25 protein-coding genes are annotated in these 24,784 nt (G+C 62.5%); 14 read left to right on the top strand and 11 right to left on the bottom strand.

Features of this window, described 5'->3' with window-relative positions; genetic code table 11:
* The 5 genes from topA to C7441_RS03770 form a co-directional block, all read right to left on the bottom strand.
* Complete coding sequence (gene topA / locus C7441_RS03795) at nucleotides 1-2,622, bottom strand: type I DNA topoisomerase (RefSeq protein ID WP_109611765.1); 2,622 nt, start codon at nucleotides 2,620-2,622, stop codon at nucleotides 1-3.
* 443 nt (nucleotides 2,623-3,065) lie between these two features.
* Nucleotides 3,066-4,199, bottom strand: coding sequence for a DNA-processing protein DprA (dprA, locus tag C7441_RS03785; protein WP_109611763.1), 1,134 nt, complete (start codon nucleotides 4,197-4,199; stop codon nucleotides 3,066-3,068).
* Nucleotides 4,196-4,807 carry a glycerol-3-phosphate 1-O-acyltransferase PlsY gene (gene plsY, locus C7441_RS03780; protein ID WP_170125002.1) on the bottom strand — a complete coding sequence of 204 codons (612 nt, stop codon included), beginning with the start codon at nucleotides 4,805-4,807 and terminating at the stop codon, nucleotides 4,196-4,198. Before plsY ends, dprA begins: the two co-directional genes overlap by 4 nt.
* Nucleotides 4,808-4,841: 34 nt before the next feature.
* Nucleotides 4,842-6,128: a dihydroorotase gene (locus tag C7441_RS03775; RefSeq protein WP_109611761.1), complete on the bottom strand. Its 1,287-nt coding sequence runs from the start codon at nucleotides 6,126-6,128 to the stop codon at nucleotides 4,842-4,844.
* Entirely contained in the window at nucleotides 6,125-7,090 is a 966-nt protein-coding gene (locus tag C7441_RS03770; protein WP_109611760.1) for an aspartate carbamoyltransferase catalytic subunit, read from the bottom strand. Before C7441_RS03770 ends, C7441_RS03775 begins: the two co-directional genes overlap by 4 nt.
* A 168-nt stretch (nucleotides 7,091-7,258) precedes the next feature.
* Here C7441_RS03770 and C7441_RS03765 point away from each other — a divergent pair, with 168 nt between their 5' ends.
* On the top strand, nucleotides 7,259-8,884 hold the full coding sequence (locus C7441_RS03765; RefSeq protein ID WP_109611759.1) for an acyl-CoA dehydrogenase family protein: 1,626 nt from the start codon (nucleotides 7,259-7,261) through the stop codon (nucleotides 8,882-8,884).
* Here C7441_RS03765 and C7441_RS03760 read toward each other — a convergent pair.
* Nucleotides 8,869-9,804, bottom strand: coding sequence for an AEC family transporter (locus tag C7441_RS03760; RefSeq protein ID WP_109611758.1), 936 nt, complete (start codon nucleotides 9,802-9,804; stop codon nucleotides 8,869-8,871). The two genes, C7441_RS03765 and C7441_RS03760, sit on opposite strands and share 16 nt — an antisense overlap.
* Nucleotides 9,805-10,069: 265 nt before the next feature.
* Between C7441_RS03760 and C7441_RS03755 the strand changes: the two genes are divergently transcribed.
* Nucleotides 10,070-10,381 (top strand): DUF6105 family protein, encoded by a 312-nt coding sequence (locus tag C7441_RS03755; protein ID WP_109611917.1) that lies wholly within the window; start codon nucleotides 10,070-10,072, stop codon nucleotides 10,379-10,381.
* On the opposite strand, the gene ruvX is transcribed toward C7441_RS03755, so the two are convergent.
* Nucleotides 10,348-10,833, bottom strand: a complete 486-nt coding sequence (gene ruvX, locus C7441_RS03750) for a Holliday junction resolvase RuvX (protein ID WP_019173410.1) — start codon at nucleotides 10,831-10,833, stop codon at nucleotides 10,348-10,350. The two genes, C7441_RS03755 and ruvX, sit on opposite strands and share 34 nt — an antisense overlap.
* 78 nt (nucleotides 10,834-10,911) lie before the next feature.
* Between ruvX and C7441_RS03745 the strand changes: the two genes are divergently transcribed.
* The 4 genes from C7441_RS03745 (at nucleotide 10,912) to C7441_RS03730 (ending at nucleotide 14,431) form a co-directional block, all read left to right on the top strand.
* Nucleotides 10,912-11,616: a metal-dependent hydrolase gene (locus tag C7441_RS03745; protein ID WP_109611757.1), complete on the top strand. Its 705-nt coding sequence runs from the start codon at nucleotides 10,912-10,914 to the stop codon at nucleotides 11,614-11,616.
* A gap of 101 nt (nucleotides 11,617-11,717) precedes the next feature.
* Nucleotides 11,718-12,005, top strand: a complete 288-nt coding sequence (gene gatC, locus C7441_RS03740; RefSeq protein ID WP_019173411.1) for an Asp-tRNA(Asn)/Glu-tRNA(Gln) amidotransferase subunit GatC — start codon at nucleotides 11,718-11,720, stop codon at nucleotides 12,003-12,005.
* A gap of 117 nt (nucleotides 12,006-12,122) precedes the next feature.
* Nucleotides 12,123-13,604 carry an Asp-tRNA(Asn)/Glu-tRNA(Gln) amidotransferase subunit GatA gene (gene gatA / locus C7441_RS03735; RefSeq protein WP_109611756.1) on the top strand — a complete coding sequence of 494 codons (1,482 nt, stop codon included), beginning with the start codon at nucleotides 12,123-12,125 and terminating at the stop codon, nucleotides 13,602-13,604.
* 32 nt (nucleotides 13,605-13,636) lie between these two features.
* Nucleotides 13,637-14,431, top strand: a complete 795-nt coding sequence (locus C7441_RS03730) for a YdcF family protein (RefSeq protein WP_109611755.1) — start codon at nucleotides 13,637-13,639, stop codon at nucleotides 14,429-14,431.
* Here the strand turns inward: C7441_RS03730 and C7441_RS03725 are convergent.
* Entirely contained in the window at nucleotides 14,383-15,126 is a 744-nt protein-coding gene (locus C7441_RS03725; protein WP_109611916.1) for a DUF599 domain-containing protein, read from the bottom strand. The two genes, C7441_RS03730 and C7441_RS03725, sit on opposite strands and share 49 nt — an antisense overlap.
* Nucleotides 15,127-15,149: 23 nt before the next feature.
* Nucleotides 15,150-15,422 carry a hypothetical protein gene (locus C7441_RS23710; RefSeq protein WP_146201427.1) on the bottom strand — a complete coding sequence of 91 codons (273 nt, stop codon included), beginning with the start codon at nucleotides 15,420-15,422 and terminating at the stop codon, nucleotides 15,150-15,152.
* Here C7441_RS23710 and C7441_RS24475 point away from each other — a divergent pair.
* The 5 genes from C7441_RS24475 to C7441_RS03705 all read left to right on the top strand — a co-directional run bounded on the left by C7441_RS24475 (nucleotide 15,421) and on the right by C7441_RS03705 (nucleotide 19,135).
* Complete coding sequence (locus C7441_RS24475; RefSeq protein ID WP_019173415.1) at nucleotides 15,421-15,549, top strand: hypothetical protein; 129 nt, start codon at nucleotides 15,421-15,423, stop codon at nucleotides 15,547-15,549. The genes C7441_RS23710 and C7441_RS24475 overlap by 2 nt on opposite strands.
* A 188-nt stretch (nucleotides 15,550-15,737) precedes the next feature.
* Nucleotides 15,738-17,138 (top strand): L-serine ammonia-lyase, encoded by a 1,401-nt coding sequence (locus C7441_RS03720; RefSeq protein WP_109611754.1) that lies wholly within the window; start codon nucleotides 15,738-15,740, stop codon nucleotides 17,136-17,138.
* Between the two features lie 69 nt (nucleotides 17,139-17,207).
* On the top strand, nucleotides 17,208-17,645 hold the full coding sequence (locus tag C7441_RS03715) for a DUF1489 family protein (RefSeq protein ID WP_109611753.1): 438 nt from the start codon (nucleotides 17,208-17,210) through the stop codon (nucleotides 17,643-17,645).
* A 60-nt stretch (nucleotides 17,646-17,705) separates the two neighbouring features.
* Entirely contained in the window at nucleotides 17,706-18,443 is a 738-nt protein-coding gene (locus tag C7441_RS03710) for a hypothetical protein (RefSeq protein ID WP_109611915.1), read from the top strand.
* Nucleotides 18,440-19,135, top strand: a complete 696-nt coding sequence (locus C7441_RS03705; RefSeq protein ID WP_019173419.1) for a DnaJ domain-containing protein — start codon at nucleotides 18,440-18,442, stop codon at nucleotides 19,133-19,135. The genes C7441_RS03710 and C7441_RS03705 overlap by 4 nt, the downstream gene beginning before the upstream one ends.
* 47 nt (nucleotides 19,136-19,182) lie before the next feature.
* Here C7441_RS03705 and C7441_RS03700 read toward each other — a convergent pair whose 3' ends face one another.
* A complete protein-coding gene (locus tag C7441_RS03700) occupies nucleotides 19,183-20,589 on the bottom strand; it encodes a D-alanyl-D-alanine carboxypeptidase (RefSeq protein ID WP_425326554.1) in 1,407 nt (468 codons plus the stop codon).
* A gap of 263 nt (nucleotides 20,590-20,852) precedes the next feature.
* Between C7441_RS03700 and C7441_RS03695 the strand changes: the two genes are divergently transcribed.
* From C7441_RS03695 to clpA, 3 genes are all read left to right on the top strand, one after another.
* Nucleotides 20,853-21,182, top strand: coding sequence for a phasin family protein (locus C7441_RS03695; RefSeq protein ID WP_109611752.1), 330 nt, complete (start codon nucleotides 20,853-20,855; stop codon nucleotides 21,180-21,182).
* A 269-nt stretch (nucleotides 21,183-21,451) separates the two neighbouring features.
* Nucleotides 21,452-21,781 (top strand): ATP-dependent Clp protease adapter ClpS, encoded by a 330-nt coding sequence (clpS, locus tag C7441_RS03690; RefSeq protein ID WP_109611913.1) that lies wholly within the window; start codon nucleotides 21,452-21,454, stop codon nucleotides 21,779-21,781.
* An 8-nt stretch (nucleotides 21,782-21,789) separates the two neighbouring features.
* Complete coding sequence (gene clpA, locus C7441_RS03685) at nucleotides 21,790-24,255, top strand: ATP-dependent Clp protease ATP-binding subunit ClpA (RefSeq protein WP_109611751.1); 2,466 nt, start codon at nucleotides 21,790-21,792, stop codon at nucleotides 24,253-24,255.
* Nucleotides 24,256-24,356: 101 nt separating this feature from the next.
* Here the strand turns inward: clpA and C7441_RS03680 are convergent, their stop codons facing one another.
* Nucleotides 24,357-24,782: an HIT family protein gene (locus tag C7441_RS03680; protein ID WP_019173425.1), complete on the bottom strand. Its 426-nt coding sequence runs from the start codon at nucleotides 24,780-24,782 to the stop codon at nucleotides 24,357-24,359.
* Nucleotides 24,783-24,784 lie beyond the last annotated feature (2 nt).

The following is a 24,784-nucleotide window of genomic DNA, read 5'->3' as shown; positions in this document are numbered from 1 at the left end:
TTATTCCTCTTTTTTCCTTGCCGTGGTCTTCTTGCCCGTTGCCTTCTTGGCTGCCGGCTTTTTGGCCGACGAGGCCTTGGCGCGTGCAGGTTTCTTGCCGCCGCCCTTGGCTTCCTTCTCAGCGATCAGAACCAGCGCCTCTTCCAGCGTGACGCTGGCCGGGTCCTTGCCCTTGGGCAGGGTTGCGTTGATCTTGCCGTGATTGACATAGGGGCCGTAGCGGCCGTCGCGCACCGTAATCGCGCCGCCGTCCGGGTGCTCGCCGAGTTCCTTCAGCGCCGCCGGCGTACCACCATTGCGACCTCTGCCCTTGGACTGCTTTTCCGCCAGCAGCGAGACCGCGCGGTTCAGGCCGATCGAGAATACATCCTCGATGCTTTCAAGGTTGGCATAGGTGCCGTCATGCAGCACGAACGGGCCGTAGCGGCCGAGTCCGGCCGAGATCATCTTGCCGGATTCCGGATGCTTGCCGACATCGCGCGGCAGGGAAAGCAGCGCCACCGCCTTCTCATGGTCGATGCTGGCTGGCGTCCAGCCCTTGGGCAGGCTCGAGCGCTTGGCTTCCTTGCCTTCGCCGCGCTGGAGATAGGGGCCGAAGCGGCCGCTGCGCAGCGTGATCTCCTCGCTGGTATAAGGGTCCTTGCCGAGCGATTTCGTACCGTCTTCCAGCCCGGCGCCATTCTCGCCATTGCCGTTTGCGGCATCACCGAGCTGGCGGGTGTAGCCGCATTCGGGATAGTTCGAGCAACCGACGAAGGCGCCGTATTTGCCGAGCTTCAGCGACAGATTGCCGGAACCGCATTTGGGGCAGATACGCGGGTTCGAACCGTCCTCGCGTTCGGGGAAGACGAGCGGCGCCAGAACCTCGTTGAGCGCATCGAGCACGTCGGTGACGCGCAGTTCCTTGATGTCGTCGACGGACGCCGAAAAATCCTTCCAGAAGTCGCGCAATACGTCCTTCCAGGCAAGCTTGCCGTCGGAAATCTCATCGAGCTTCTCTTCAAGGTCGGCGGTGAAGTCGTACTCGACATATTTCTCGAAGAAGCTTTCGAGGAAGGCCGACAAAAGCCGCCCCTTCGATTGCGGAATGAGGCGCCGCTTATCGATGGTGACGTAGTCGCGGTCCTCCAGCGTCTTCAGGATCGCCGTGTAAGTGGAGGGACGGCCGATGCCCAGCTCTTCCATCTTCTTGATGAGCGAGGCTTCCGAGTAGCGCGGCGGCGGCTCGGTCGAGTGCTGGGTAGCGAGGATCTTGTCGCGCGCCAGCGCTTCGTCTGCCCGGATTTCAGGCAGGCGCTTGTCGTCCTCGTCCTGTGAATCCTCGTCCTTCTGCTCGGTATAGGCGGCGATGAAGCCGTCGAAGCGGATGACGGAGCCCACCGCGCGCAGGCCGGCGCTACGTAAGCCGTTGATCGCCTCGATCTCGACTGTGGTGCGCTCGATCTCGGCCGGCTGCATCTGGCTGGCGATGGCGCGCTTCCAGATCATCTCGTAGAGGCGTGCCTGGTCGGCATCGAGATAGGGACGCATCGCCGCAGGCGTGCGCGAAAAATCGGTCGGGCGGATGGCTTCGTGGGCCTCCTGGGCGTTCTTGGCCTTCACCGAATAATAGCGCGGCTTTTCCGGCAGGTATTTTTCGCCAAATTCCTTAGCGATTGCGGAGCGCGCGCCGGTAATCGCCTCTGGCGCCATCTGCACGCCGTCGGTTCGCATATAGGTGATGAGGCCGGCGGTCTCGCCGCCGATGTCCATGCCCTCATACAGGCGCTGGGCGATCTGCATGGTGCGCACGGCGGAAAAGCCGAGGCGCGAGGAGGCGGCCTGCTGCAGTGTGGAGGTGGTGAAGGGAGGCGCCGGATTGCGCTTGGTCGGCTTGGCCTCCACCGAAAGCGCCTTGAACGCAGCGCCTTCCAGCATGGCCTTGATGTCTTCGGCCTGCGCCTGCGAGGAAATGTCGAGCTTCTGCAGCTTCTTGCCCTCGAAGGCTGTCAGCCGCGCCTCGAACCTGTCGGCGCGCGGCGTGTCGAGAAGGGCGGCGATCTGCCAGTATTCCTCGCGCACGAAGCGCTCGATCTCGGCCTCGCGGTCGCTGACCAGACGCAGCGCCACCGACTGGACACGGCCGGCCGAACGTGCGCCCGGCAGCTTGCGCCACAGAACCGGCGAGAGCGTGAAGCCGACGAGATAGTCGAGCGCGCGGCGGGCCAGATAGGCGTCCACCAGCGGCGCGTCGATCTCGCGCGGATTGGCCATGGCGTCGAGCACGGACTGCTTGGTGATGGCGTTGAAGACCACGCGCTTGACCGGCTTGTCCTTCAGCGCGCGCTTCTGCCGCAGCACTTCCAGTACGTGCCAGGAAATGGCCTCCCCCTCGCGATCAGGGTCGGTGGCGAGGATCAGGCCGTCGGCATCCTTCACCGCCTTGGCGATTTCGGTGAGCCGCTTGGATGAGGGGCCATCGACTTCCCAGGACATCGAGAAATCATCGTCCGGCTTGACCGAGCCGTCCTTGGCCGGCAGGTCGCGCACATGGCCGTAGGAAGCCAGAACCTTGTAGTTCCGCCCGAGATACTTGTTGATCGTTTTGGCCTTGGCCGGAGATTCGACGACGACAACGTCCATGTGAGTTCTTGTTTCCAAAGATCGGCACCCAGACAAAGCGGGGGCGCGCAACGGATAAATCTTTCAACTGGCTCGTCACATGGCTGCCCTTTTCCATTCGGTCAAGGGGCCGCGGCCAAAAACGGACCTTGCGTCGTAAGACGCAGCTTTTCCGCGACTACCTAAGTCGGATTGCAATTTAAGGTTTATTACATATAGTTTGACTTATCAGGGGTTGTAAAAGTCAGCGTTCCACATTTTTCGTCTACCGGTATGTCGCCGGACACAGGGAGGTACCGATGCGGCAGTCCTTTACAACGAGACGGACCGATACACTCGACTATATGCAATCCATGCTCGGGCAGTTGCGGACGATGGCCGAGTCCGAGCGATGCGACATGCTACCTTACCTCATCGAGATGGCCTATGTCGAAGCAAGCGATATCATTCGCGGCGAGCGACCGTCACGTGTCCAGGAGAACAAGCGACACCGCGCCTCCTGAATGACGCTCCAGCCGGCCGGCAAGATCGAGTTCCAGCAGAATCATGAAAACCTGAGCCGGATGAAGCCCGGTGTGGCGAATGATGTCGTCGATCCCGACGGGAACCGGTCCGAGCGCTTCCAGCACCAGATACCGGTCGTCGTCTCCGGGTGGGGCCGTGGTCGAAAAATCCGGTGGTTCCTGAAATGCCGGTGGAAGGGGAAGCGGCATGCCGGTGAGCGGCGCAAGCGCGGCACTGATGTCGCCGGCTTCGGTGACGAGGATCGCCCCGTCCTTCAGCAGCCCATTGGCGCCGGCCGCACGTGGGTCGAGCGGAGAACCCGGAACGGCGAACACCAGCCTGCCCATCTCGCCGGCCAGACGGGCGCTGATGAGCGAGCCAGAGCGTTTGGCGGCTTCCACCACAACCAGGCCGAGGGTCATTCCCGCGACGATGCGGTTGCGACGGGGAAAGTCCTGGGCGCGTGGTTCCCAGCCGAACGGCATTTCCGAGACGATCGCGCCGCCATTCGCGGTGATTTCGTCAATCAAGCCGATATTCTCGGGCGGATAAGGCCGGTCGAGACCGCTGGCCAACACGCCGACGGTGCCCGTGGCGAAGCTACCCTGATGGGCGGCTGTGTCGATGCCGCGAGCGAGGCCCGAAACAACGCAATGACCGTCGCGGCCCAGTTCAGCGGCAAGCATGCGCGCCATCTTGATGCCGGCGAGAGACGCGTTTCGGGCGCCGACGATTGCCACAGCGGGCAGGGCGAACACGTCGCCGGTCCCCTTCATTGCAAGCAGCGGCGGCGGATTGTCCATGCGCCGCAACAGCGGCGGGTAATCCGGCTCGCCGATACAGACGAAACGCGCACCGTGCCTGCGCGCTTCCTCCATTTCGGCTTTCGCTTCGGCCATGGAAGGAATCCGCGCAATGCGTCTGGCGCCTCCGGAGATCATCAGTTCCGGCAGCATCTCGATGGCGGTTTCGGCAGAGCCGAAGCGATTGACGAGATCGCGGAAACTGGCAGGCCCGACATTCGGGGTGCGGATGAGCCGCAGCCAGTTCAAACGCTGCCGGTCACTGAGGCGGGGACCGGCGGTCAGGTTCATCCCTTGGCTCCGATGCGCGATTCGGTTCCGGCCAGCAGCCGGGAGATATTTGCGTGATGCTTGATGAAGACGATCACGCTCATGATCGCAAACAGGATGGCGATGTCGCGAAGGCCGAGGACGTAAAGCGCGACAGGCACGCCAATCGCCGCAATCAGTGCGGCCAGTGACGAATAGCGCGTGAGATAGGCGATCAGCAGCCAGACGACGGCGAACACCAACGCGCCCTGCCAGGCAAGGCCGATCAGCACGCCAAGGTAGGTGGCCACGCCCTTGCCTCCCTTGAAGCCGAGCCAGATCGGGAAAAGATGCCCGAGGAACGCGCCGAAGCCGGCCAGCAGCGCGGTTTCCGGTGCATAGAGGCGTGCCAGCAGCACGGCGGCCGTGCCCTTCAGGGCATCGAGCAGGAGGGTGAGAGCCGCGAGTTTCCTATTGCCGGTACGCAGCACATTGGTCGCGCCGATATTGCCCGAGCCGATACTGCGCACGTCGCCCAGCCCGGCCGCGCGCGTGATCAGCAAGCCGAACGGGATGGAGCCGAGCAGATAGCCGAAAATCAAAGCCGCAAAGAGGATAGGCAGCGGAAGCTGCCACGCCATCGAAGTCATCCAGTTCCCCCTGGGGCCGTTTGCCGATCCCCGCCTACGCCGCGAACACTGTGCGGCCCGCAACCATCGTTTGCAAGACCCTGCCTTGCAGGCGCGCGCCTTCGAAACAGGTGTTTTTCGAACGCGATCGTATGGTTTGCTCCTGAACGATCCAGGGCTCGCCGAGATCGACCACGGCAAGGTCGGCGTTCGCACCCGGCTTCAAAGTGCCGCCGGGCAGACCGAACAGTCTTGCCGGCGCGGTCGAAAGCACTTCGATCAGGCGCAGAAGCGGGATTTCGCCATTGTGGTGCAGCCGCAGCGCGACAGCCAGCAATGTCTCCAGTCCGATAGCTCCATCGGCGGCGTCGGAGAAGGGCAGGCGCTTGGTGTCGACGTCCTGCGGGTCATGCGAGGAGACGACGATGTCGATGGTGCCGTCGCGCAGCGCCGCAATCATCGCCTGACGATCGTCCTCGGTGCGGAGCGGCGGCGACAGCTTGAAGAAGGTGCGGTATTCGCCGACGTCGTTTTCGTTGAGCGACAGGTGGTTGATCGACACGCCCGCCGTGACATTGGCATTTTCCGCCTTGGCGCGGGCGACTGCGGCGGCCGATAGCCCGGTGGAAATCTTGGCGGCGTGGTAGCGGCCGCGCGTCAGCCGCGCCAGCATGAGGTCGCGTTCCAGTGGGATCGCCTCGGCCTCGCGCGGGATGCCCGAAAGGCCGAGCCAGCTCGCATAAAGTCCCTCGTTCATCACGCCCGATCCGGCCAGGTGCGGGTCTTGCGTTTCCTGCGCGACCACGGCGCCGAAATCGCGCGCGTAGGTCAGCGCCCGGCGCATGGTGAGCGCGTTCGCGATGGTGTGGCGGCCATCGGTGAAGGCGACCGCGCCTGCCTCGCGCAGCAGGCCGAATTCGGTCATCTCGCGGCCTTCCAGGCCCTTGGTGACGGCGGCGGCCGGGAATACGTTGACGATTGCGGTATCGCGCGCCGTGCGCAGCACGAATTCCACCAGCGCGACATCGTCGATTACCGGGTTGGTGTCTGGCATCATGACGATGGACGTGACGCCGCCAGCGGCGGCCGCCTGGCTTGCGGATGCGATGGTTTCGCGGTGCTCGGCGCCCGGCTCGCCGATGAAGACGCGGCTGTCCACCAGTCCCGGAATGATGGTCTTGCCGGCGCAGTCGATAATCCCGGCACCCTCCGGCGCGCCCTGGTTGAGTACGTCGGCACCGGCCGCAACAATGGTTTTGCCGTCGACGATGACGCTGCCGATCTCATCGAGGCCGCGCGACGGATCGACGATGCGGGCCTGCTGGAAGATGGTGACGCTCATGCCCGGCCTCCGTCCTGGTTACGGCGCGGATCGAGCAGCGCCTCCATCACGGCCATGCGCACGGCCACCCCCATCTCCACCTGCTCCTGGATGACGCTTTGCGGGCCATCCGCGATCTCTGAGGCGATCTCGACGCCCCGATTCATCGGGCCGGGATGCATCACCAGCGCGTTGGGCTTCGCCGCCTTCAGCTTTTCGGCATCGAGGCCGAAATAGCGGAAATACTCGCGTATCGAGGGCACGAAGGAGCCTTCCATGCGTTCGCGCTGGAGGCGCAGCATCATCACCACGTCGGCGTCCTTCAGACCTTCCGCCATGGTCGGGAAGACTTCCACGCCCATCTGCGCGATGCCCGACGGCAGCAGCGTCGAAGGCGCTACCGCACGCACCCGCGCGCCCATGGCGTTGAGCAGCAGGATGTTGGAGCGCGCAACACGGGAATGCAGGATGTCGCCGCAGATCGCCACGGTCAGCCCGGCGAGCCTGCCTTTCTCGCGTCGAATGGTCAGCGCATCGAGCAGCGCCTGCGTGGGATGTTCATGCGCGCCATCGCCGGCATTGACCACGGAGCATCCGACTTTCTGCGCCAGAAGGGCTGCCGCACCCGCCGAGGCGTGACGGATGATGAGGATGTCGGGATGCATGGCGTTCAGCGTCATCGCCGTGTCGATGAGCGTTTCGCCCTTCTTCACCGATGAGCTCGCGACCGACATGTTCATGACGTCCGCTCCCAGCCGCTTGCCGGCAAGCTCGAACGAAGACTGCGTGCGGGTGGAGGCCTCGTAGAAGAGGTTGATCTGTGTCCGTCCCCGCAATGTCGTCTTTTTCTTCTCGCTCTGGCGCGAAACCGCCACTGCGGCATCGGCGCGGTCGAGAAGCAATTCTACGTCGATGGGGGAAAGGTCGCGTATGCCAAGCAAGTGGCGGTGGGGGTAAAGCGGCAGGGCTGAAACATCGGTCATCTTAAAGCCGTCCTATAGGCCCGCAGCCGGATGGCCGCAAGCGCCGGAAGCGGCCGGCCCGCTTATTTCGGGGGATTTTCATCGTGTGGTAAGGATCGCCGGGAGTATAAAGCGTTTGGCCGCCTTCGGATTCGCATCAAGCGCCGAAGAAAAATCCAGGGATTTCGCGTGAGCGACGAGGTAACGAACCAATCTCCGCCTTTGACCGGCGGCAATGCCTGGCGGGGCGACCCCCTGCTGGTGCAGCTTGCCGAGGATTTTTCCGATCCGGTGCGCAAGGACCTGGATGGCATCGGCCGATTCGTGCTCAGTGCCGAGGCGCAGGATCTGGCCCGCCTGGCCAATACCGAAACGCCGAAACTACGCACGCACGACCGGCAGGGCAGGCGGCTCGATCTCATCGAGTATCATCCGGCCTATCATGCGCTGTTGCGCCGCTCGATCGCCAGTGGCCTGCATTCCTCGATCTGGGAGAATGGCGCGCAGGAGAGCGGACGCCGCCATCAGGCGCGTGCCGCCCGCTTTTATCTGACCGCGCAACTGGAAACCGGTCATCTGTGCCCCATCACCATGACCAGCGCCTCGCTGGCGGCGCTGATGGCGAGCCCAAAGCTGTTTCGCGAATGGGCGCCGCGCGTCACCGCGCGCAAATACGACCAGAGCCAGAAGCCGCCGGTGGAAAAGACCGGCCTGACGCTCGGCATGGGCATGACGGAAAAGCAGGGCGGCACCGATGTGCGCGCCAACACCACGCGCGCCGAGCGCGCCGGCGGCGGCTTCTATCGCCTCACCGGGCACAAATGGTTCATGTCGGCGCCGATGTCGGATGCCTTCCTGGTGCTGGCGCAGGCGCGTGAAGGGCTCTCGTGTTTTCTGGTGCCGCGCATCCTCGGCGACGGCACTGGTAACGGCTTCCGTTTCCAGCGCCTCAAGGACAAGCTCGGCAACCGCTCCAATGCCTCATCCGAGGTGGAATTCGTCAGCTCCATCGGCGAGATGGTCGGGGAGCCGGGGCAGGGCGTCAAGACCATCATGGATATGGTGACGCTGACGCGACTCGACTGCGCCATCGCCTCTTCGGGCATCATGCGCGCCGGGCTGGCCGAAGCAGTCAACCACACGCGCTATCGGCAGGTGTTCGGTGGCTATCTCGTGGACCAGCCGCTGATGCAGCGGGTTCTGGCCGATATGGCGCTGGATGTCGCAGGGGCCACCGCGCTGTCGTTCCGGCTGGCGCGTTCCTTCGACGAGGCTGCCACCAGTCGCGGAGAGGCGGCGTTTGCCCGCGTCATGACGCCGGTGGTCAAATACTGGGTCAGCAAGATCGCGCCCGCACTGCTTTACGAGGCCATGGAGTGCCTTGGCGGCAATGGCTATGTCGAGGAAACGGCGCTGGCGCGGTACTACCGCGAGGCTCCCGTCAATGCGATCTGGGAAGGTTCGGGCAATGTCATGGCGCTCGACGTGCTGCGCGTTCTCGGCCGCGCACCCGGCCTGTTCGACGAAGTCCTTGCCGGCCTAGAGCAGGATCTCGGGGCGGGTGGCCCCGGCACGACGAGCGTACTGCGTGCCGCCTTGCAGGTCGCATCTTCCGATGAGGGCTCCGCGCGCATACTCACCGAGCAACTGGCGCTTTCGGCCGCTGCCGCAGAACTGAAGCGCATGGGGGCAGGGCGCATAGCCGATGCCTTCATCGAGACGCGGCTGGCAGGTCAGTGGCGCGGCACCTATGGCATGCTCGATGCACGCCATGATGCCCGCATGATCATCGACACGCTCTACCCGACGATCTGAGCCACGACCGACAGAACGGCAGGTATGGTCAGGAACGACACGGCTGTCTGGACAGTGGTGACGGCGGCGTAGAGTTCGGCATCGCCGCCGAGCTGGCGTGCAAGCAGATAGCCGTTCATGGCGGTGGGCACGGCTGCGCACAGCGCCAGATAGGAAAGCTCGATGCCGGTGACGCCGAAGGCGATAGCCGCACCGATGAGCAGCGTCGGAAACAGCACCAGCTTGAGGATGACAGGCAGGACGAGCGCGAAACGCGGCTGCCAAAGGTCGCCGACGCGCAAGCCCGCGCCGATGGCCAGCAGACCCATGCCGAGCGCGGCGTTGCCGACCAGTCCGAGCGTCTGGTTGAGCGGCCCGTAGAGCTGGAACGGCAGGCAGCGGAACAGGATCGCTGCCAGCGAGCCAAGAATCATCGGATTGATCGCCAGATCGCGGCCAATCCTGCGCCAGTTGGTGCTGCGGTCGGCAAAGCGGGTCACAAGAACCACGGTAACCAGATTGATCGGTATGATGATGACTGCCATCACCAGCGCCACGACAGCCATTCCGGCCGGCGGGAATATCTTTTGCGCGATTGCCAGCGCCATAAAACTGTTCCAGCGCACCGCGGTTTGAAAGATCGAGGAGAATTCGCTTCGCCGCGCCAGCCCCGCTCGGTTCAGCAGCGGCCACGTCCCGCAGGTGATCGCCACCATCGCGATCAGCGCGACGGCCAGCGCCAGCATCATGGCGTCGAGTTCCAACCCGGTGAAGTCGGCATTGTAGATGGTGACGAACAGAAGCGCCGGGTAGAGGAACCAATAGCCGATCTGCTCCAGTCCCAGCCACGCGCCCCGGTCGATCAGCGGCAGCCTGCGTAGCAGATTGCCGCTCAGGATCAGGAGGAAGATAGGCAGGATGCTTTCGAAGGCTGCGAGCATGGGCGGTGAGCGCTGGAAATCCCGGACGTGGAATTCCGCCTATAGAGCCTATTTGTTTTCAAAGACAGTGCGCCTGGTTTCGTTGTTAACCTTAACAAATGGTTTCCGTTGCGGCTCGGGCCGGCAAGGCTCAGTGTCGGAACCGAACGGCCGGAAGAACCATGCTGAAGCGTTTCGACACGATGGGGACTTGCGATGAAGGTGCGCCGCCTGCGCGCCAGATGCCGATTCGGCGCGCCGCAATGCCGCTCCGAAGGAGATGCTGATGCGCTATGTGCTGACGCTCTGGGCCACGCCGCTCGCGCTCTTCTGGGGCTGGTTCGGCCTGTCCTTCTACGACATCAATTTCGGTTATGTGATGCTGTCGCGGCGGCTGCACGACCTCGTCTTCCAGCTCTACGGTGAAATGCTGGGCATCGATCCGGCGACCATTCCGATGCTGATCGCCAAGGCTTGCGTTTTCGATTCGCTCATTCTGGCGGGGATCTTCGCCTTCCGTCGCCGCAGGCAGATCGGCGCATGGATCGGCGCACGCAGGCGCCGCTATACCGAGCCCGCGTCTCCGCCAAGCGCGTGAAGCCGGTCGAGCACGCCCTGAAGGATGAAGGCGGCCGCGGCCGAATCGATCTTCGTCTTGCGCTTGGCCCGCGACATGTCCATTTCGATCAGGTTGCGCTCGGCAGCCACCGTCGATAGCCGCTCGTCCCAGAAGGCGAAGGGCAGGTCGGTCAGTCTCGCGATGTTGCGCACGAAGGCGCGCGACGCCTGCGCGCGCGGACCTTCGCTGCCGTCCATGTTGACCGGCAGGCCGATCACCACGGCGCCCGTGTTTTCCTGGCCGAGCAGATCGAGCAGGCTTGCCGCGTCGAGCGTGAATTTTTTCCGGATGATGACCGGGCGCGGGTGGGCAAAAGACAGGCTGCGATCCGAAACGGCGACGCCGATGGTCTTGTCGCCGAGGTCGAGCCCGGCCAACGTCTTGCCGCCGGAAAGCCGCGGCGGCAAATCTTCGATCGCGACGATGTTCAAGGGTGCGCGGCTTTCCTTTTGACTTGGCATGGTTGCCTTCTATCCTTTGAATGAAACAAAATCGAGGAATCGGCAGCGATGAAAATCACCTGGTACGGGCAATCGGCATTCCGCATCGAGACGGGCAAGGCGAAGATACTCATCGACCCCTTCATCCAGAACCCGCTGTGGGACAAGGGTTGGGAAGGTCCCGCCGAGGGTGTCACCCACGTGCTGCTGACCCACGGCCATAACGACCATATCGGCGATGCCGTCGCGATCCTGCGCAAGACCGGGGCGCAACTCGTCGCCAATTTCGAGATCTGCATGTATCTCGTGGGGCAGGGCGTGGGCGGCGACAAGATCAATCCGGGCAATCATGGCGGCACGGTCGATTGCGGCGGCTTCACCACCACCTTCGTCAATGCGCTGCATTCCTCTTCCTACGGAAATGATGACGGCAGCAACACCTATCTGGGCAATCCTGCCGGGCTGGTGCTGCATTTCCCGGAAGATCGCACACTCTATCACATGGGCGACACGGACATCTTCTCCGACATGGCCCTGATCAACGAGTTGCATCAGCCGCAGATTGGCATCGTGCCGGTTGGCGACCGCTTCACCATGGGCGGGGCGGTGGCGGCACTCGCCTGCCGGCGCTACTTCAACTTCGAGACCGTCATCCCCTGCCACTACAAGACATTCCCGCTGCTCGACCAGACGCCGGAAAAATTTGTCGCGGGCATGGAAGGCTCCGGCGTCGATGTCGTGGTGCCTGCCGTGGGTGAGACGAAAGAGATTTAGCCGCAGTTCCGGTTCCGTGCGGACATCAATGTTGCGCATGGCGCCGGGCGCCGCTATAGCCCGAGCACGATTGTCAGCCCGGTTTTCCGGAGAGTTTTTCGATGTCCGTAGATAGAGCCACCGTAAAGCGCGTCGCGCATCTTGCCCGCATCGCCGTCACCGACGAGGATGCGGAGCGTATGACGGGTGAACTGAATGCCATTCTGGGCTTCGTCGAGCAATTGAACGAAGTCGATGTTTCCGGCGTCGAGCCGATGACCTCGGTGACGCCAATGGCGATGAAGAAGCGCGAAGATCTGGTCACCGATGGCAGCAAGGCGGCCGATATCGTCGCCAATGCCCCGGCGACGGAAGAGAATTTCTTCCTCGTTCCGAAGGTTGTGGAATAGCGCGGGCCATGAGGATCGCGGCCGGTGCGCGCAAGCGGGCCGGTTTCGCCCGATGAAGCCCGGCTCCGGAATCGGAAAGATCGGTATTTACGAGAAGAATTTGCAGGCTGAATGACGATGAGCGACCTGACCAGACTGACCATTTCCGAGGCCCGCACGAAGCTTCGCGCCAGGGAGATCAAGGCGACGGAACTCACCGACGCCTATCTCGGCGCGATCGACGCGGCCAATGGCTCCCTCAACGCCTATATCGCCGTCACGCACGACAAGGCGCGTGACATGGCGAAGGTCTCGGACGAAAAACTCGTGAAAGGCGAGGGCGGTGCGCTGGAAGGCATTCCGCTCGGCATCAAGGACCTGTTCGCCACCGAAGGCGTCCACACGCAGGCTTGCAGCCACGTGCTGGATGGCTTCGAGCCGTGCTATGAATCGACCGTCACCGCCAATCTGTGGGCCGACGGAGCTGTCATGCTGGGCAAGCTCAACATGGATGAGTTCGCCATGGGCTCCTCCAACGAGACGTCTTACTACGGCGCGGTGATCAACCCCTGGCGCGCGGGCGGCTCCAACAAGCAGCTCGTGCCCGGCGGCTCCTCCGGCGGTTCGGCGGCTGCGGTTTCGGCCTGGCTATGCGCCGGCGCCACCGCGACCGATACAGGCGGCTCGATCCGCCAGCCGGCCGCCTTCACCGGAACGGTCGGCATCAAGCCGACCTATGGCCGTGTCTCGCGCTGGGGCACGGTGGCCTTCGCCTCCTCGCTCGACCAGGCCGGACCGATCTCGCGCGACGTGCGCGATGCCGCAATCATGTTGAAGTCCATGGCTTCGGTCGACGCCAGGGACACCACCTCCGTCGACCTGCCGGTGCCGGACTATGAGGCTGCCATCGGCCGCTCCGTGAAAGGCATGAAGATTGGCATTCCGAAGGAATACCGCGTCGAAGGCATGCCGGCAGACATCGAGGCGCTGTGGCAGAAGGGTATTGCCTGGCTGAAGGAAGCCGGTGCCGAGATCGTCGACATTTCGCTGCCGCATACGAAATACGCCCTGCCGGCCTACTACATCGTCGCGCCGGCGGAAGCCTCGTCCAACCTCGCGCGCTACGATGGCGTCCGCTACGGCCTGCGGGTGCCGGGCAAGGACATCATCGAGATGTACGAGAACACCCGCGCCGCCGGCTTCGGCCGCGAGGTCAAGCGCCGCATCATGATCGGCACCTATGTGCTGTCGGCCGGATACTACGATGCCTATTATCTGCAGGCGCAGAAGGTGCGCACGCTGATCAAGAAGGATTTCGAGGACGTGTTCGCCGCCGGCATCGACGTCATCCTGACGCCGGCCACCCCGTCCGCAGCCTTCGGCGTTGCCGATGAGGATATGGCGAACGACCCGGTGAAGATGTATCTCAACGACGTCTTCACGGTGACGGTGAACATGGCCGGTTTGCCGGGCATCGCCGTTCCGGCCGGGCTGGATGCCAACGGCCTGCCGCTCGGGCTCCAGCTTATCGGCCGCCCCTTCGATGAGGAAACGCTGTTCCAGACGGCCCATGTCATCGAGCAGGCCGCCGGCCGCTTCCAGCCGGAAAAGTGGTGGTAAACGGCTTTCCGCGCCATCCGGTGACGTAGCGGATGTTTTTTGTCGCCTCCAAGGTCTTCTGGTTCTTCATCCAGCCCCTGAACCTGTCGATCATCCTGCTTCTGGTCGGCGTGGCGGCATTGTTCGCCGGGTGGCGGCGTCTGGCGCTGACAGGCTGCCTCGGCAGTTTACTCATCCTTGGGATCGCGGCGTGGACCTCGTTTGGCGCGTTGCTGCTCAACCCGCTCGAAGAGCGCTTTCAACGCCCGGAGGCACTGACGAAGGTAGACGGGATTGTCGTGCTGGGCGGAGGCCTCGAAGGCGCCATCAACCTTGCCCGTGGCGGCTATGAGTTGAACCGGGCGGGCGATCGCTTCGTGGAGACCGCGATCCTCGCCCGTCGTTTTCCCGACGCCAAAGTCGTCATCTCCGGGGGCGTCGGCTCACTCATCCTCGATGGTGAAAGCGATGCCGTGACGGCCGAGCGTCTTTTGATCGCCCTTGGCGTGGACCGGAGCCGGTTGGTGTTGGAGACGGAATCGCGCAACACCTTTGAAAACGCCCTTTTCACTAGGCGGATGATCTCGCCGGAATCCGGCGAGACGTGGCTGCTCGTCACCTCGGCCTTCCACATGCCGCGTTCCATGGCGCTGTTTCGCAAGGCGGATTTTGCGGTCCTGCCGTGGCCGGTGGACTATAGGACTTCCGGTCGCGAGGGATTCGGGTTTTTCCGCGACAATCCGGCGGATTCGCTGAACAACGCCACGATGGGCATTCGCGAGTGGATAGGGCTTGTGGCCTACTGGCTTTCCGGCAAGATCGCTTCCCCGTTCCCCGGACCAGCCTGAGCGGTTTCCAGAACGGCCATGCGCGCGGCAGAGAAGAATTGCCGCCGCACCAGCACCGCAAGCAGGATGATGGTGGTGGCCACGAATACGCTCGGGTTAACGAACCATCCGAGATAGCCAAGCGAGAAGAATATTGCCTGCAGGCCGGCATTGAAGTGCCTTCCGGCCAGCACGTTCATGCGCGTGGCCCGATGCACCGCTGCCTCCATCTCGGGGCTATGGAGCCCCTCTCGCAACATCGGAACTGCGCCGATGAGGATCGAGCAATAGTTGAACAGCCGGTAGGACCAGCCGAATTTGAAGAAGGCGAAGACGAGGATCGTGATGAGGCCCAGCACCTTGATCTCGAATAGCGGGCGCGATGGCGGGCCTGACAGCGGCAGGTCCCCCAGCACGGTCAGCACGTGATCGGATGCGCCCAGCAGGGCAAAGCACCCGCCGACCGCGATCAGCGAACTGGAGGCGAAAAACGCGGTCCCTTGCTGCAGGCCGACCATGATGCTGGTGTCGATCATGCGCAGATCCCGCTGCGCCATCGTGCGCATCCAGGCCTCGCGCTGTACGTTCATCGCGGTGGTCAGCGATACCCGGCGTATCCAGCGACCTCTGACAGCCATGCTGTGCACTATCCAGGCCACCAGAAAGAAGCCCAGGGCGGATAGATCGGCGATTGTCAGGCGCAGGGAATCGAGCATGAAAAGCAGCATATCACGCGCTCTTATCCTTCCGGCAAGCGCGGCGGCGCGGCGTTGTTGCCGGGCACAATCCCGACACACAGCTTTCCAATTCCTTTACCGGCTTTCAACAATAAGTCTTTGATTTGATTGAAATCGACAAGATACCTGCATAGCTGCCATGCAGGTGCTGCCATGCTTTGGCCTTCTTTTGCCGTTGCGAAAGATCTGCCAAAGGCGTATCCAGCGCATTCGCGGACGAGAAAGAACGGCAGCAAGCCGCCGCGCAGGTTGTAAGGATTAGAAAAGCACATCATGGACGAACACGTTCAGAAGTCCTGCTGGGGCCTGACGGCCAAGGCAGTGATTGGCGTTGCCGGAATCATTCTTCTGGCCTGGCTTGTGAGCGGTGCAGACAAGGTCGCTGTCATCGCCGCAGGATGATCCGCAAGGTTCACGGCTGAATTCGAAAGAGGCGCGGGTCTTCCCGCGTCTCTTTTGTTTATGCGGTTCGCGCATGTCGTAGGCAAAGCAACCGAAGTCGGGAAGCGCGAAGCTTTACATGACAAAAGCGCACAATCATTCATATATTGAGGTCAGCCTCGCATTCTGTCTCTGGAGATCGCCTGTCCGTGTTCCTGTCAGTATTCGACCTTTTCAAGATCGGCATCGGGCCGTCGAGTTCGCACACAATGGGGCCGATGACTGCGGCGGCGCGCTTCCTGGATGAGCTTCTGGGCAGCGATTGGCCGCGCCCGGCCAATGCGAAGGTGGACCGCGTCGCGGTGAGCCTGCACGGCTCGCTTGCCTATACGGGCGTCGGCCACGGAACTGATCGCGCAGTGATTCTGGGGCTGGCAGGTTTGATTCCCACGACGGTCGATCCCGACCAGTCCGACGCGATCATCGATCGGATCGCGGCGGAAAAGCGGGTTGCGCCTCCCGGCCACCCGTCCTATCGCTTCGATCCTTCGGCCGATCTCGTGCTCGACAAGAAGACGCCGCTGCTCGGCCACGCCAACGGCATGGCGTTCTATGCCTATGACGCCGACGACCATCTGCTTCTGAAGCGCATCTATTATTCGATCGGCGGCGGCTTTGTCGTTTCCGAGGAAGAGCTGCAGCGCCTCAAGACCCGTAGCGAACCGGCCACCGGAACGCCCGTGCCTTACCCGTTCCGCAACGCCGTTGAAATGCTTTCCATGGCGGCCGAAAGCGGCCTTTCCATTGCCGAGATGAAGCGCGTCAACGAAGAGAAGCACGTCTCGCGCGACGAGTTGGACGCAGGCCTCGACCGGATCTGGGAGACGATGAAGGGCTGTATCGACCGGGGGCTTTCGCAAGAGGGCATCATGCCCGGCGGCCTCAAGGTGCGCCGCCGCGCCCGCCAGCTTCATGAGAAGCTGCAGGAGGAATGGCGGCAGAACCGTCCCAATCCGCTGCTCGCCAATGACTGGCTGTCGATCTACGCCATGGCCGTCAATGAGGAGAACGCCGCGGGCGGACGCGTGGTCACGGCGCCTACCAACGGCGCTGCTGGCGTGGTGCCGGCCGTGCTGCGCTACTGGCTGCATTTCCACCCGGAAGCGGATCAGGGCAGCATTCGCGACTTCCTGCTGACGGCGGCGGCGGTCGGAGGCATCATCAAGACCAATGCCTCGATCTCCGGCGCCGAGGTTGGCTGCCAGGGCGAGGTGGGATCGGCCTCGGCAATGGCCGCGGCCGGGCTGTGTGCCGTCATGGGCGGTACGCCGGAACAGGTGGAAAACGCGGCCGAGATCGCCCTTGAACATCATCTGGGTATGACCTGCGATCCGGTCGGCGGGCTGGTACAGGTGCCCTGCATTGAGCGCAATGCGCTGGGAGCGGTCAAGGCGGTGACGGCCGCCTCGCTGGCGATCAAGGGGGACGGCAAGCATTTCGTGCCGCTCGATGCCGCCATCGAAACCATGCGCCAGACCGGGATGGACATGAACGAGCGCTACAAGGAGACCAGCCTTGGCGGCCTCGCCGTCAATGTCGTGGAGTGCTGAGCCGGCGTGCTGCGCGCTCCTGTGGACAACCGGCTTGCCGGTGGCGAGCGCCGGGGGTAAACCACGGCAATGGCCCTCAATCTGATCAAGCTATGCGTCGGCTGCGACAGCGTCGAAGACCTGGAGGAATGGATTTCCTTTCGCCTCGATGAGCGTCGGCGTGCTGGCGAACCGGTCGAGCAGTATCATACGACGCGCATGACCCCGACGCGCGGTGCCGAGCTTCTTGACGGCGGCTCACTCTATTGGGTCATCAAGGGCAATGTGCAATGCCGCCAACAGCTTCTGGAAATCCGGCCTTTCGTTGATGAACAGGGGATTTCGCGCTGCAAGCTGGTGCTGGACCCGAAGGTCATTCGCACAGACTGGCAGCCTCGTCGCGCATTCCAGGGCTGGCGTTACCTGAAGGCGGAAGACGCGCCGGCCGATCTCGGGGCCGGCCGCGCGGGTCTTGCCGAAATGCCTGCCAAGCTCAGGCAGGAGCTTGCGGACCTCGGCCTGCTTTGAGGCGGGGGCAGAGCGTTCCCGGGCTTGCAACGCGGCACGGAGCGCTACATCTTTCCTGGCATGAACGAGAAGAAGGCGCCCGCTCCGGTCACGTCATCACCGTCGGTTCCCGCAGGGCCGCGTTCCAGCACGCAGGAAATCGGCAACTTCCTGCGTGACGCGAAAGCGCTTGCCGAAATCAGATCGGGCTCGGGCAGGCTAATTCTGGCGCTCGATGCGACGATGAGCAGGCAACCGACATGGGATCTGGCCTGCGCGTTGCAGGCCGAAATGTTCGATGCCGTGGGAAATGTGGGAACGCTGGACGTGCAGCTTGTCTATTTCCGGGGCCTCGAGGAATGCCGGGCCTCAAAATTCGTCAGCGATACGGGTTCGTTGAAGCGGCTGATGACCTCAATTCGATGTCAGGGCGGTCAGACCCAGATCGGCAAGGTGCTTTCCCATGCCTTGAAGGAAACCGCGCGCGGGAAAATCGCCGCTCTCGTCTATATCGGCGACGCCATGGAAGAGGATGTCGATGCGCTGGCGGTGAAAGCCGGAAATCTCGGCCTGCATGGCGTTCCTGTCTTTGCGTTTCAGGAGGGCACCGATTCTCACGCCGAACTTGCCTTCAAGGAAATGGCGCGACTGTCGAAAGGAGCGTGGTTTCGGTTCGATCGCGATGCGGCTGCAACGCTGGCGAAACTTCTGTCGGCCGTCGCGGTGTTCGCCGCCGGCGGCATCAAGGCGCTCGAGGCGCGCGGCCGTGCGGAAGATCGCCTGATGATTGAGCATTTGCGAGGTGGCGGAAGGCGATGACCGTTCTGCTCGGTATTCTGCTGATCCTGGCTGTCGTGGCTCTGGTCACGACAGTGTTCGTGCGCAGCGATGCGGCCAGCCTTGCGCGGGCAGCGACCATCACCGGACCGATCATTGTCGGTATCGTCGGGGCGGGGCTGCTGGTTGCCGGCCGCATGGGGCTGGGCGGCATGCTGATTTCGGCGGCGGTCGCCTGGTATTCAGCGGCCTCGATGCGCCGGGATTCCCGTCCTCGGCCCGGTAAGCGATCAACGGTGCGTACGGCAGCGCTGGAAATGGAACTCGACCACGATACCGGCAAGCTGGAGGGAGTGGTGCTCGCCGGCAGGCATGAGCAGCGATCGTTGGGTACGATGTCGCTGTCCGATCTTCTGGAGCTTCACGATGATCTCTATGGCGACCCCGAAAGCTGCCAGCTTCTAGAGGCTTATCTTGATGGCCGGTTTCCCGTCTGGCGCGAAAACGCGGATGCGGATCGTGGCGAGCGGCATCGTGCTTCGCCAGCTTCTGGCGCCATGACTAAGGAGGAGGCCTACAAGATCCTTGGTCTTGAAGCGGGGGCCACCGCGGCGGATATCCGCAAGGCGCACCGCCGCCTGATGCAGCGCCTGCACCCCGATCTCGGAGGCACGTCTTTCCTGGCGGCGCGGATCAACGAAGCCAAGGACGTTTTGCTCACCAATCACGACTAGTCTCCTTCGACACGCAACAAACCGGAGCGTTGTCCTGCCTGATCGCCTCAGTTCTGGACGGCATAGCAGGAGATTTTCTTCTTCTTCAGTGCCGCGCAGGCATCCCAGGCGGCCACCTTCGATTCGAAGCCGCCAAAGCGCGCGCGGTGATAGGTCACGCCGCCCTTCTGGAAGGGCTGGGTGAAGCCGGAGGCCCTGGCGAGAATTCCCGAAGCTTCCTTGCCGACTTTCTCGAGGAACGCCTCTGCCTCGCCACGGCTTGGCGAAGAGGCGATCTGCACGACCCAGCCGGAACTTGCGACAGAAGACGTGCTGACCGGATCGATCTGCTGGGCGGCGGCAACGACAGGGGCTTCCGGACGCGGTGCCGGGATGGTGGCTGCGGGCGAGGGATCGGCATAAGCCTGCAGAACCGGGGCGGGGGCGGCTTCCGGCGTCCTTGCCGGTGCTGCCGTGTCATCGGTGGCCACCACAACATCGGCATCAGGACGCACGTCCGGGGTCGGGGCGTCGTGCTTGGGCAGCAGCACCTTGGCGATGGCGCCGATCGGCGAGCTGGTGGCGCTTGCAACCAGCGGGGCCTGCTTGCCACGCGTCGATGCCTTCGGAAGATACTTCTTGATCAACTCGACCATGTGGTTGTCGCGGCTGGCTGCGCTTGCGCCGCCCATGACGACGGCCACGATACGACGGTTGCCGTCGATCACCGACGAAACCAGATTGAATCCGGATGCGTTCGTATAGCCGGTCTTGATGCCGTCCATGCCTTTTACGCGGCCGAGCAGCCTGTTGTGGTTGGGCATGCGCTGGCGGCCATAGGTGAAGGAACGGGTGGAGAAATAGCCGTAATATTGCGGATAGTGTTCGCGCAGCGCCAGGCCAAGCGTGGCCATGTCGCGTGCGGTGGTGAACTGTCCGCTGTTGGGCAGGCCGTTGGCGTTACGGAACACCGTGCCCGACATGCCGAGGCTCCGTGCCTTGGCCGTCATCATGCGCGCGAATTGCTCCTCGGAGCCCGCAAGCAGTTCGCCCAGCGCGGTGGCGGCATCATTGGCCGACTTTGTGACAAGGGCGTAGATCGCAGTTTCCACCGTGATGGAATTGCCCGCCTTCACGCCGATTTTCGTCGGCGGCTGTGCCGAGGCGTGCGCGGAGAAGGGTACGCGCGTTTCCTTGGTGATCTTGCCGCGCGAGAGCGCCTCGAAGGTGAGGTAGAGTGTCATCATCTTGGTCAGAGATGCCGGAAAGCGACGCGATTCCGAATTGGCGGAAAACAGCGTCTTGCCGGTGCTGGCATCGATCACGATGGCCGCATATTTGGAGCTGGACCGCTTAGGTGCCGCCGCTGCCTGGCCAGCCGCAACCATGCTCATGGCCAGGGCGAGAATGACGGCGATTGCAGATTTTGCGAATGAAGTCTGCTTCAGGCCATTGCCGGCAAACGCTTGACGCACTGTTACACCCTTTGGATTTTTGTTGCACCGAGGCGGCAAAGGTCCCTGCCTCACACCGGTGCACCCTAAGGGCGACTGCGTTACCAATCCGTTTATGGTAACCGCTTCGTTCATCTTTTCGGCCGGAATTTAGAATGAATTTAGTTTTGGGCCCGCGCTTCGGTTTCAGCGAAAGTCATTGACTTTTGTGCATTGCACAATAAATTGACTGCAACGCACAAAAATGCGCCAACCGCCAACGACAAGTCGAAAGGGAATGCGCAATGATGCAGTCGTTTGATGAAGTCAGCAAATTCGGCAAGGAATTCGTGGACAATGGCCTGAAGAGCTTCGCGGCCATCTCCAAGAGCGCCCAGGCCATCGCCGTCGAAACCACCGATTATACGAAGAAGTCGCTCGAGGCCGGTTCCACCACCTTCGAGAAGGTTCTTTCTTCGGGCTCGCTGGAGGAGGCCGTGGAAATCCAGACCGACTATGCCAGGCAGGCCTATGAGAGCTTCGTTGCCGAAGCGACCAGGCTGAGCGAACTTTACGCCGACCTCGCGAAGGAAGCGTACAAGCCGTTCGAGGCAGCGGTCGCCAAGGCGCGCTGATCTTTCAGAGCTTTACCGATCGGAACGCGTCGCGTTCCGCAAGACCCGGCTGCCGAATGCGCAGCCGGGTTTTTTCTGTTCCGAAATGTTTGCTGATCAAGAATGACAAATCTCGACACGGTTCGGTCGAGCAACCATATTGTCAGCAGGAAAGAAGAGCTTAAAATCCATAAATGAGTACCTACATTGGAGCTTCGGGCGAGGAACCCGAGAAAGGCATGAAACTGGTGGCGAAGGTCAGGGGCGCCGTGAACACGAGAATGGCGCGAATGCAAAACGGCCAGGATGGCGGCAACGCTCCGGGGAGGGGCACCGCAGTCATCACCCGTACAAAGCCCAAAACCAAGAAGCCAAGCCTGTATCGGGTTCTGATCCTCAACGACGATTACACGCCTATGGAGTTCGTGATCCATATTTTGGAACGATTTTTCCAGAAGGATCGCGAAACTGCCACGCGTATCATGTTGCATGTCCACAATCATGGCGTCGGCGAGTGTGGTGTCTACACATTTGAAGTGGCCGAGACGAAGGTGTCCCAGGTCATGGATTTTGCCCGTCAAAATCAACATCCGCTGCAATGCGTGATGGAGAAGAAATGAGGTTTTGAATGCCGGCTTTCTCCCAGGGCCTCGAAAAAGCGCTTCATCAGGCGCTTACATTCGCCAATGAGCGTCATCACGAATATGCGACGCTCGAACACCTCCTGCTCGCCCTGATCGACGATGCGGAGGCGGCCGCAGTCATGCGCGCCTGCAATGTCGATCTCGACGAACTCAAACATACCGTACTCACCTATATCGATACCGAACTGGACAATCTGGTCACTGGTTACGACGAGGATTCCAAGCCGACCGCCGGATTCCAGCGCGTGATCCAGCGCGCCGTCATCCATGTGCAGTCATCCGGCCGTGACGAGGTGTCGGGGGCCAATGTGCTCGTGGCGATCTTCGCCGAGCGCGAGAGCCATGCCGCCTACTTCCTGCAGGAACAGCAGATGACCCGCTACGACGCGGTCAACTACATCAGCCACGGCATCGCCAAGCGACCCGGAGCCAGCGAGTCCCGTACGCCACGCGGCGCCGAGGACGACCAGTCGGGATCGGCGGGTGACGCCTCGGAGGATAGCGGCAAGAAGAAGCAGCAGGATGCGCTGAGCGCCTACTGCATCGATCTCAACAAGAAGGCGCGCGCCGGCAAGATCGACCCACTGATCGGGCGCGCTTCGGAAATCAACCGCACCATCCAGGTGCTGTGCCGCCGCTCCAAGAACAACCCGCTCTATGTCGGCGATCCCGGCGTCGGCAAGACGGCGATCGCCGAGGGCCTGGCCAAGCGCATCGTCGAGGGTGACGTGCCGGACGTTCTGGCCGACGCCACCATCTTCGCGCTTGACATGGGCACGCTGCTGGCCGGTACGCGCTATCGCGGCGACTTCGAGGAGCGGCTGAAGCAGGTCGTCAAGGAACTGGAAGAATATCCGGGCGCGGTGCTGTTCATCGACGAGATCCATACGGTGATCGGCGCTGGCGCGACTTCTGGCGGGGCGATGGATGCATCGAACCTCCTGAAGCCCGCATTGTCTTCAGGCGCAATTCGCTGCATCGGCTCGACCACCTACAAGGAGTTCCGCCAGTTCTTCGAGAAGGACCGCGCGCTGGTGCGGCGCTTCCAGAAGATCGACGTGAACGAGCCGACCGTTGACGACGCCATCGAGATCATGAAGGGCCTGCGGCCATATTACGAGCAGTTCCACCGGGTGAAATACACCAACGACGCCATCAAGGCGGCCGTGGAACTGTCTGCGCGCTACATCAGCGACCGCAAGCTGCCCGACAAGGCGATCGACGTGATCGACGAGACGGGCGCATCCCAGATGCTGCTGCCCGAAGGCAAGCGCAAGAAGACCATCGGTATTCGCGAGATCGAGGCGACCGTCGCCACCATGGCGCGCATCCCGCCCAAGACGGTTTCGGCCGACGACGAGCAGGTGTTGGCCAATCTCGAAACCGAACTGCGCCGCGTGGTCTATGGCCAGGATACGGCCATCACCGCGCTTGCCTCAGCCATCAAGCTGGCGCGCGCGGGCCTGCGTGAACCGGAAAAGCCGATCGGTTCCTACCTGTTCTCGGGTCCGACCGGCGTCGGCAAGACCGAAGTGGCAAGGCAGCTTGCCGCATCGCTCGGCGTGGAACTGATCCGCTTCGATATGTCGGAATATATGGAGCGCCACACCGTTTCGCGGTTGATCGGCGCGCCTCCCGGCTATGTCGGCTTCGATCAGGGCGGCCTGCTGACCGACGGCGTCGACCAGCATCCGCACTGCGTGCTGCTGCTGGACGAGGTCGAGAAGGCGCATCCGGACCTGTTCAACATCCTGTTGCAGGTGATGGACCACGGCAAGCTCACCGATCACAACGGCAAGCAGATCGATTTCCGAAATGTCATCCTGATCATGACCACCAATGCGGGCGCGGCCGATCTTGCCAAGCCGGCCATCGGTTTCGGTTCGTCGAAGCGCGAAGGCGACGATATGGATGCGATCAACCGTCTGTTCTCGCCGGAGTTCCGCAACCGTCTCGATGCCATCATCCCGTTCGGCTCGCTGCCGGTGCCGGTGGTGCATCAGGTCGTGCAGAAGTTCGTCATGCAACTCGAAGCCCAGCTTTCCGAGCGTGGCGTGACCTTCGACCTGTCGCCCGAGGCCATCGCCTGGCTGGCCGACAAGGGCTATGACGAGCGCATGGGCGCGCGTCCGCTTGGCCGCGTGATCCAGGAATACATCAAGAAGCCGCTGGCCGAGGAGGTGCTGTTCGGCAAGCTGAAAAAGGGCGGCACGGTGCGCGTGACGGTCGAGACCGGGGAGGACGGCGAAACCGGCCTCAAGCTCGACACCATCGCCGACGAGGTTCCGGTCAAGCCCAGGAAGGAAAACCCGGGTAAGCCGGTTGCCAAGAAGCCGGCGGCAAAGAAAGCTGCTGCAAAGAAAACCACCGCGCAGAAGCCGAAATCCAGCCCCAAGGGCAAGGATGGCGCCAAGCGCAGCCTGGTGCCGCAGCTTCCGCGAAAGGGCTGATTTCGCGTCGGGCGCGTGGGCGATGTCCACGCGCCGGCCTCATGTCGTGTGCTGAATTCGTTCGAACATGCTTCGCGCCGGTGACGGTACGGAGTGTTTTTTTACGCCTTGCCCAGCACGGCGCGCAGCTTTTCGGCGTGTTCGGCCAGAATTTCCGGCTTTTCCATGTGGCCCGTGTGAGGTTTCAGCGGTACGCCTTCGAAGCGCGGCAGAATATGGACATGCAGGTGAAAGACGGTCTGTCCGGCTGCAATCTCGTTGAACTGTGAGACGGTCACGCCGTCGGCCTCGAAAGCCTGCTTTGCGGCTCGGGCGATCTTCTGCACCACGGCCATCAGGGGGCCAAGGCTCGCGGGATCGGCGTCGAGAAGATTGCGGGATGGCGTCTTGGGCACAACCAGCGTATGTCCCGTGCTTTGCGGCATCAGGTCCATGAAGGCGATTGCGGTCTCGTCCTCATAGACCTTATGCGCGGGCAGTTCGCCGCGCAGAATTTTCGCGAACACGTTGGTATCGTCATATGTCATGG

This window comes from Pseudaminobacter salicylatoxidans (assembly GCF_003148475.1).
GTDB classification, from domain to species: domain Bacteria; phylum Pseudomonadota; class Alphaproteobacteria; order Rhizobiales; family Rhizobiaceae; genus Pseudaminobacter; species Pseudaminobacter salicylatoxidans.
Note: the sequence above shows the minus strand (reverse complement) of the source record. Positions and strands in the feature narration are given on the sequence as shown.

Excerpts from the sequence above, each read along its gene's own strand:
- C7441_RS03760 (WP_109611758.1), bottom strand. The coding sequence starts at position 9,804 with ATGCTCGCAGCCTTCGAAAGCATCCTGCCTATCTTCCTCCTGATCCTG.
- clpS (WP_109611913.1), top strand. The coding sequence starts at position 21,452 with ATGCAAAACGGCCAGGATGGCGGCAACGCTCCGGGGAGGGGCACCGCA.
- dprA (WP_109611763.1), bottom strand. The coding sequence starts at position 4,199 with ATGAACCTGACCGCCGGTCCCCGCCTCAGTGACCGGCAGCGTTTGAAC.
- C7441_RS03705 (WP_019173419.1), top strand. The coding sequence starts at position 18,440 with ATGACCGTTCTGCTCGGTATTCTGCTGATCCTGGCTGTCGTGGCTCTG.
- C7441_RS03755 (WP_109611917.1), top strand. The coding sequence starts at position 10,070 with ATGCGCTATGTGCTGACGCTCTGGGCCACGCCGCTCGCGCTCTTCTGG.
- C7441_RS03775 (WP_109611761.1), bottom strand. The coding sequence starts at position 6,128 with ATGAGCGTCACCATCTTCCAGCAGGCCCGCATCGTCGATCCGTCGCGC.
- C7441_RS24475 (WP_019173415.1), top strand. The coding sequence starts at position 15,421 with ATGGACGAACACGTTCAGAAGTCCTGCTGGGGCCTGACGGCCAAGGCA.
- C7441_RS03730 (WP_109611755.1), top strand. The coding sequence starts at position 13,637 with ATGTTTTTTGTCGCCTCCAAGGTCTTCTGGTTCTTCATCCAGCCCCTG.
- C7441_RS03710 (WP_109611915.1), top strand. The coding sequence starts at position 17,706 with ATGAACGAGAAGAAGGCGCCCGCTCCGGTCACGTCATCACCGTCGGTT.
- C7441_RS03715 (WP_109611753.1), top strand. The coding sequence starts at position 17,208 with ATGGCCCTCAATCTGATCAAGCTATGCGTCGGCTGCGACAGCGTCGAA.
- C7441_RS03770 (WP_109611760.1), bottom strand. The coding sequence starts at position 7,090 with ATGACCGATGTTTCAGCCCTGCCGCTTTACCCCCACCGCCACTTGCTT.
- C7441_RS03725 (WP_109611916.1), bottom strand. The coding sequence starts at position 15,126 with ATGCTCGATTCCCTGCGCCTGACAATCGCCGATCTATCCGCCCTGGGC.
- C7441_RS23710 (WP_146201427.1), bottom strand. The coding sequence starts at position 15,422 with ATGATGTGCTTTTCTAATCCTTACAACCTGCGCGGCGGCTTGCTGCCG.
- C7441_RS03695 (WP_109611752.1), top strand. The coding sequence starts at position 20,853 with ATGATGCAGTCGTTTGATGAAGTCAGCAAATTCGGCAAGGAATTCGTG.
- plsY (WP_170125002.1), bottom strand. The coding sequence starts at position 4,807 with ATGACTTCGATGGCGTGGCAGCTTCCGCTGCCTATCCTCTTTGCGGCT.
- clpA (WP_109611751.1), top strand. The coding sequence starts at position 21,790 with ATGCCGGCTTTCTCCCAGGGCCTCGAAAAAGCGCTTCATCAGGCGCTT.
- gatA (WP_109611756.1), top strand. The coding sequence starts at position 12,123 with ATGAGCGACCTGACCAGACTGACCATTTCCGAGGCCCGCACGAAGCTT.
- C7441_RS03680 (WP_019173425.1), bottom strand. The coding sequence starts at position 24,782 with ATGACATATGACGATACCAACGTGTTCGCGAAAATTCTGCGCGGCGAA.
- C7441_RS03745 (WP_109611757.1), top strand. The coding sequence starts at position 10,912 with ATGAAAATCACCTGGTACGGGCAATCGGCATTCCGCATCGAGACGGGC.
- gatC (WP_019173411.1), top strand. The coding sequence starts at position 11,718 with ATGTCCGTAGATAGAGCCACCGTAAAGCGCGTCGCGCATCTTGCCCGC.
- topA (WP_109611765.1), bottom strand. The coding sequence starts at position 2,622 with ATGGACGTTGTCGTCGTCGAATCTCCGGCCAAGGCCAAAACGATCAAC.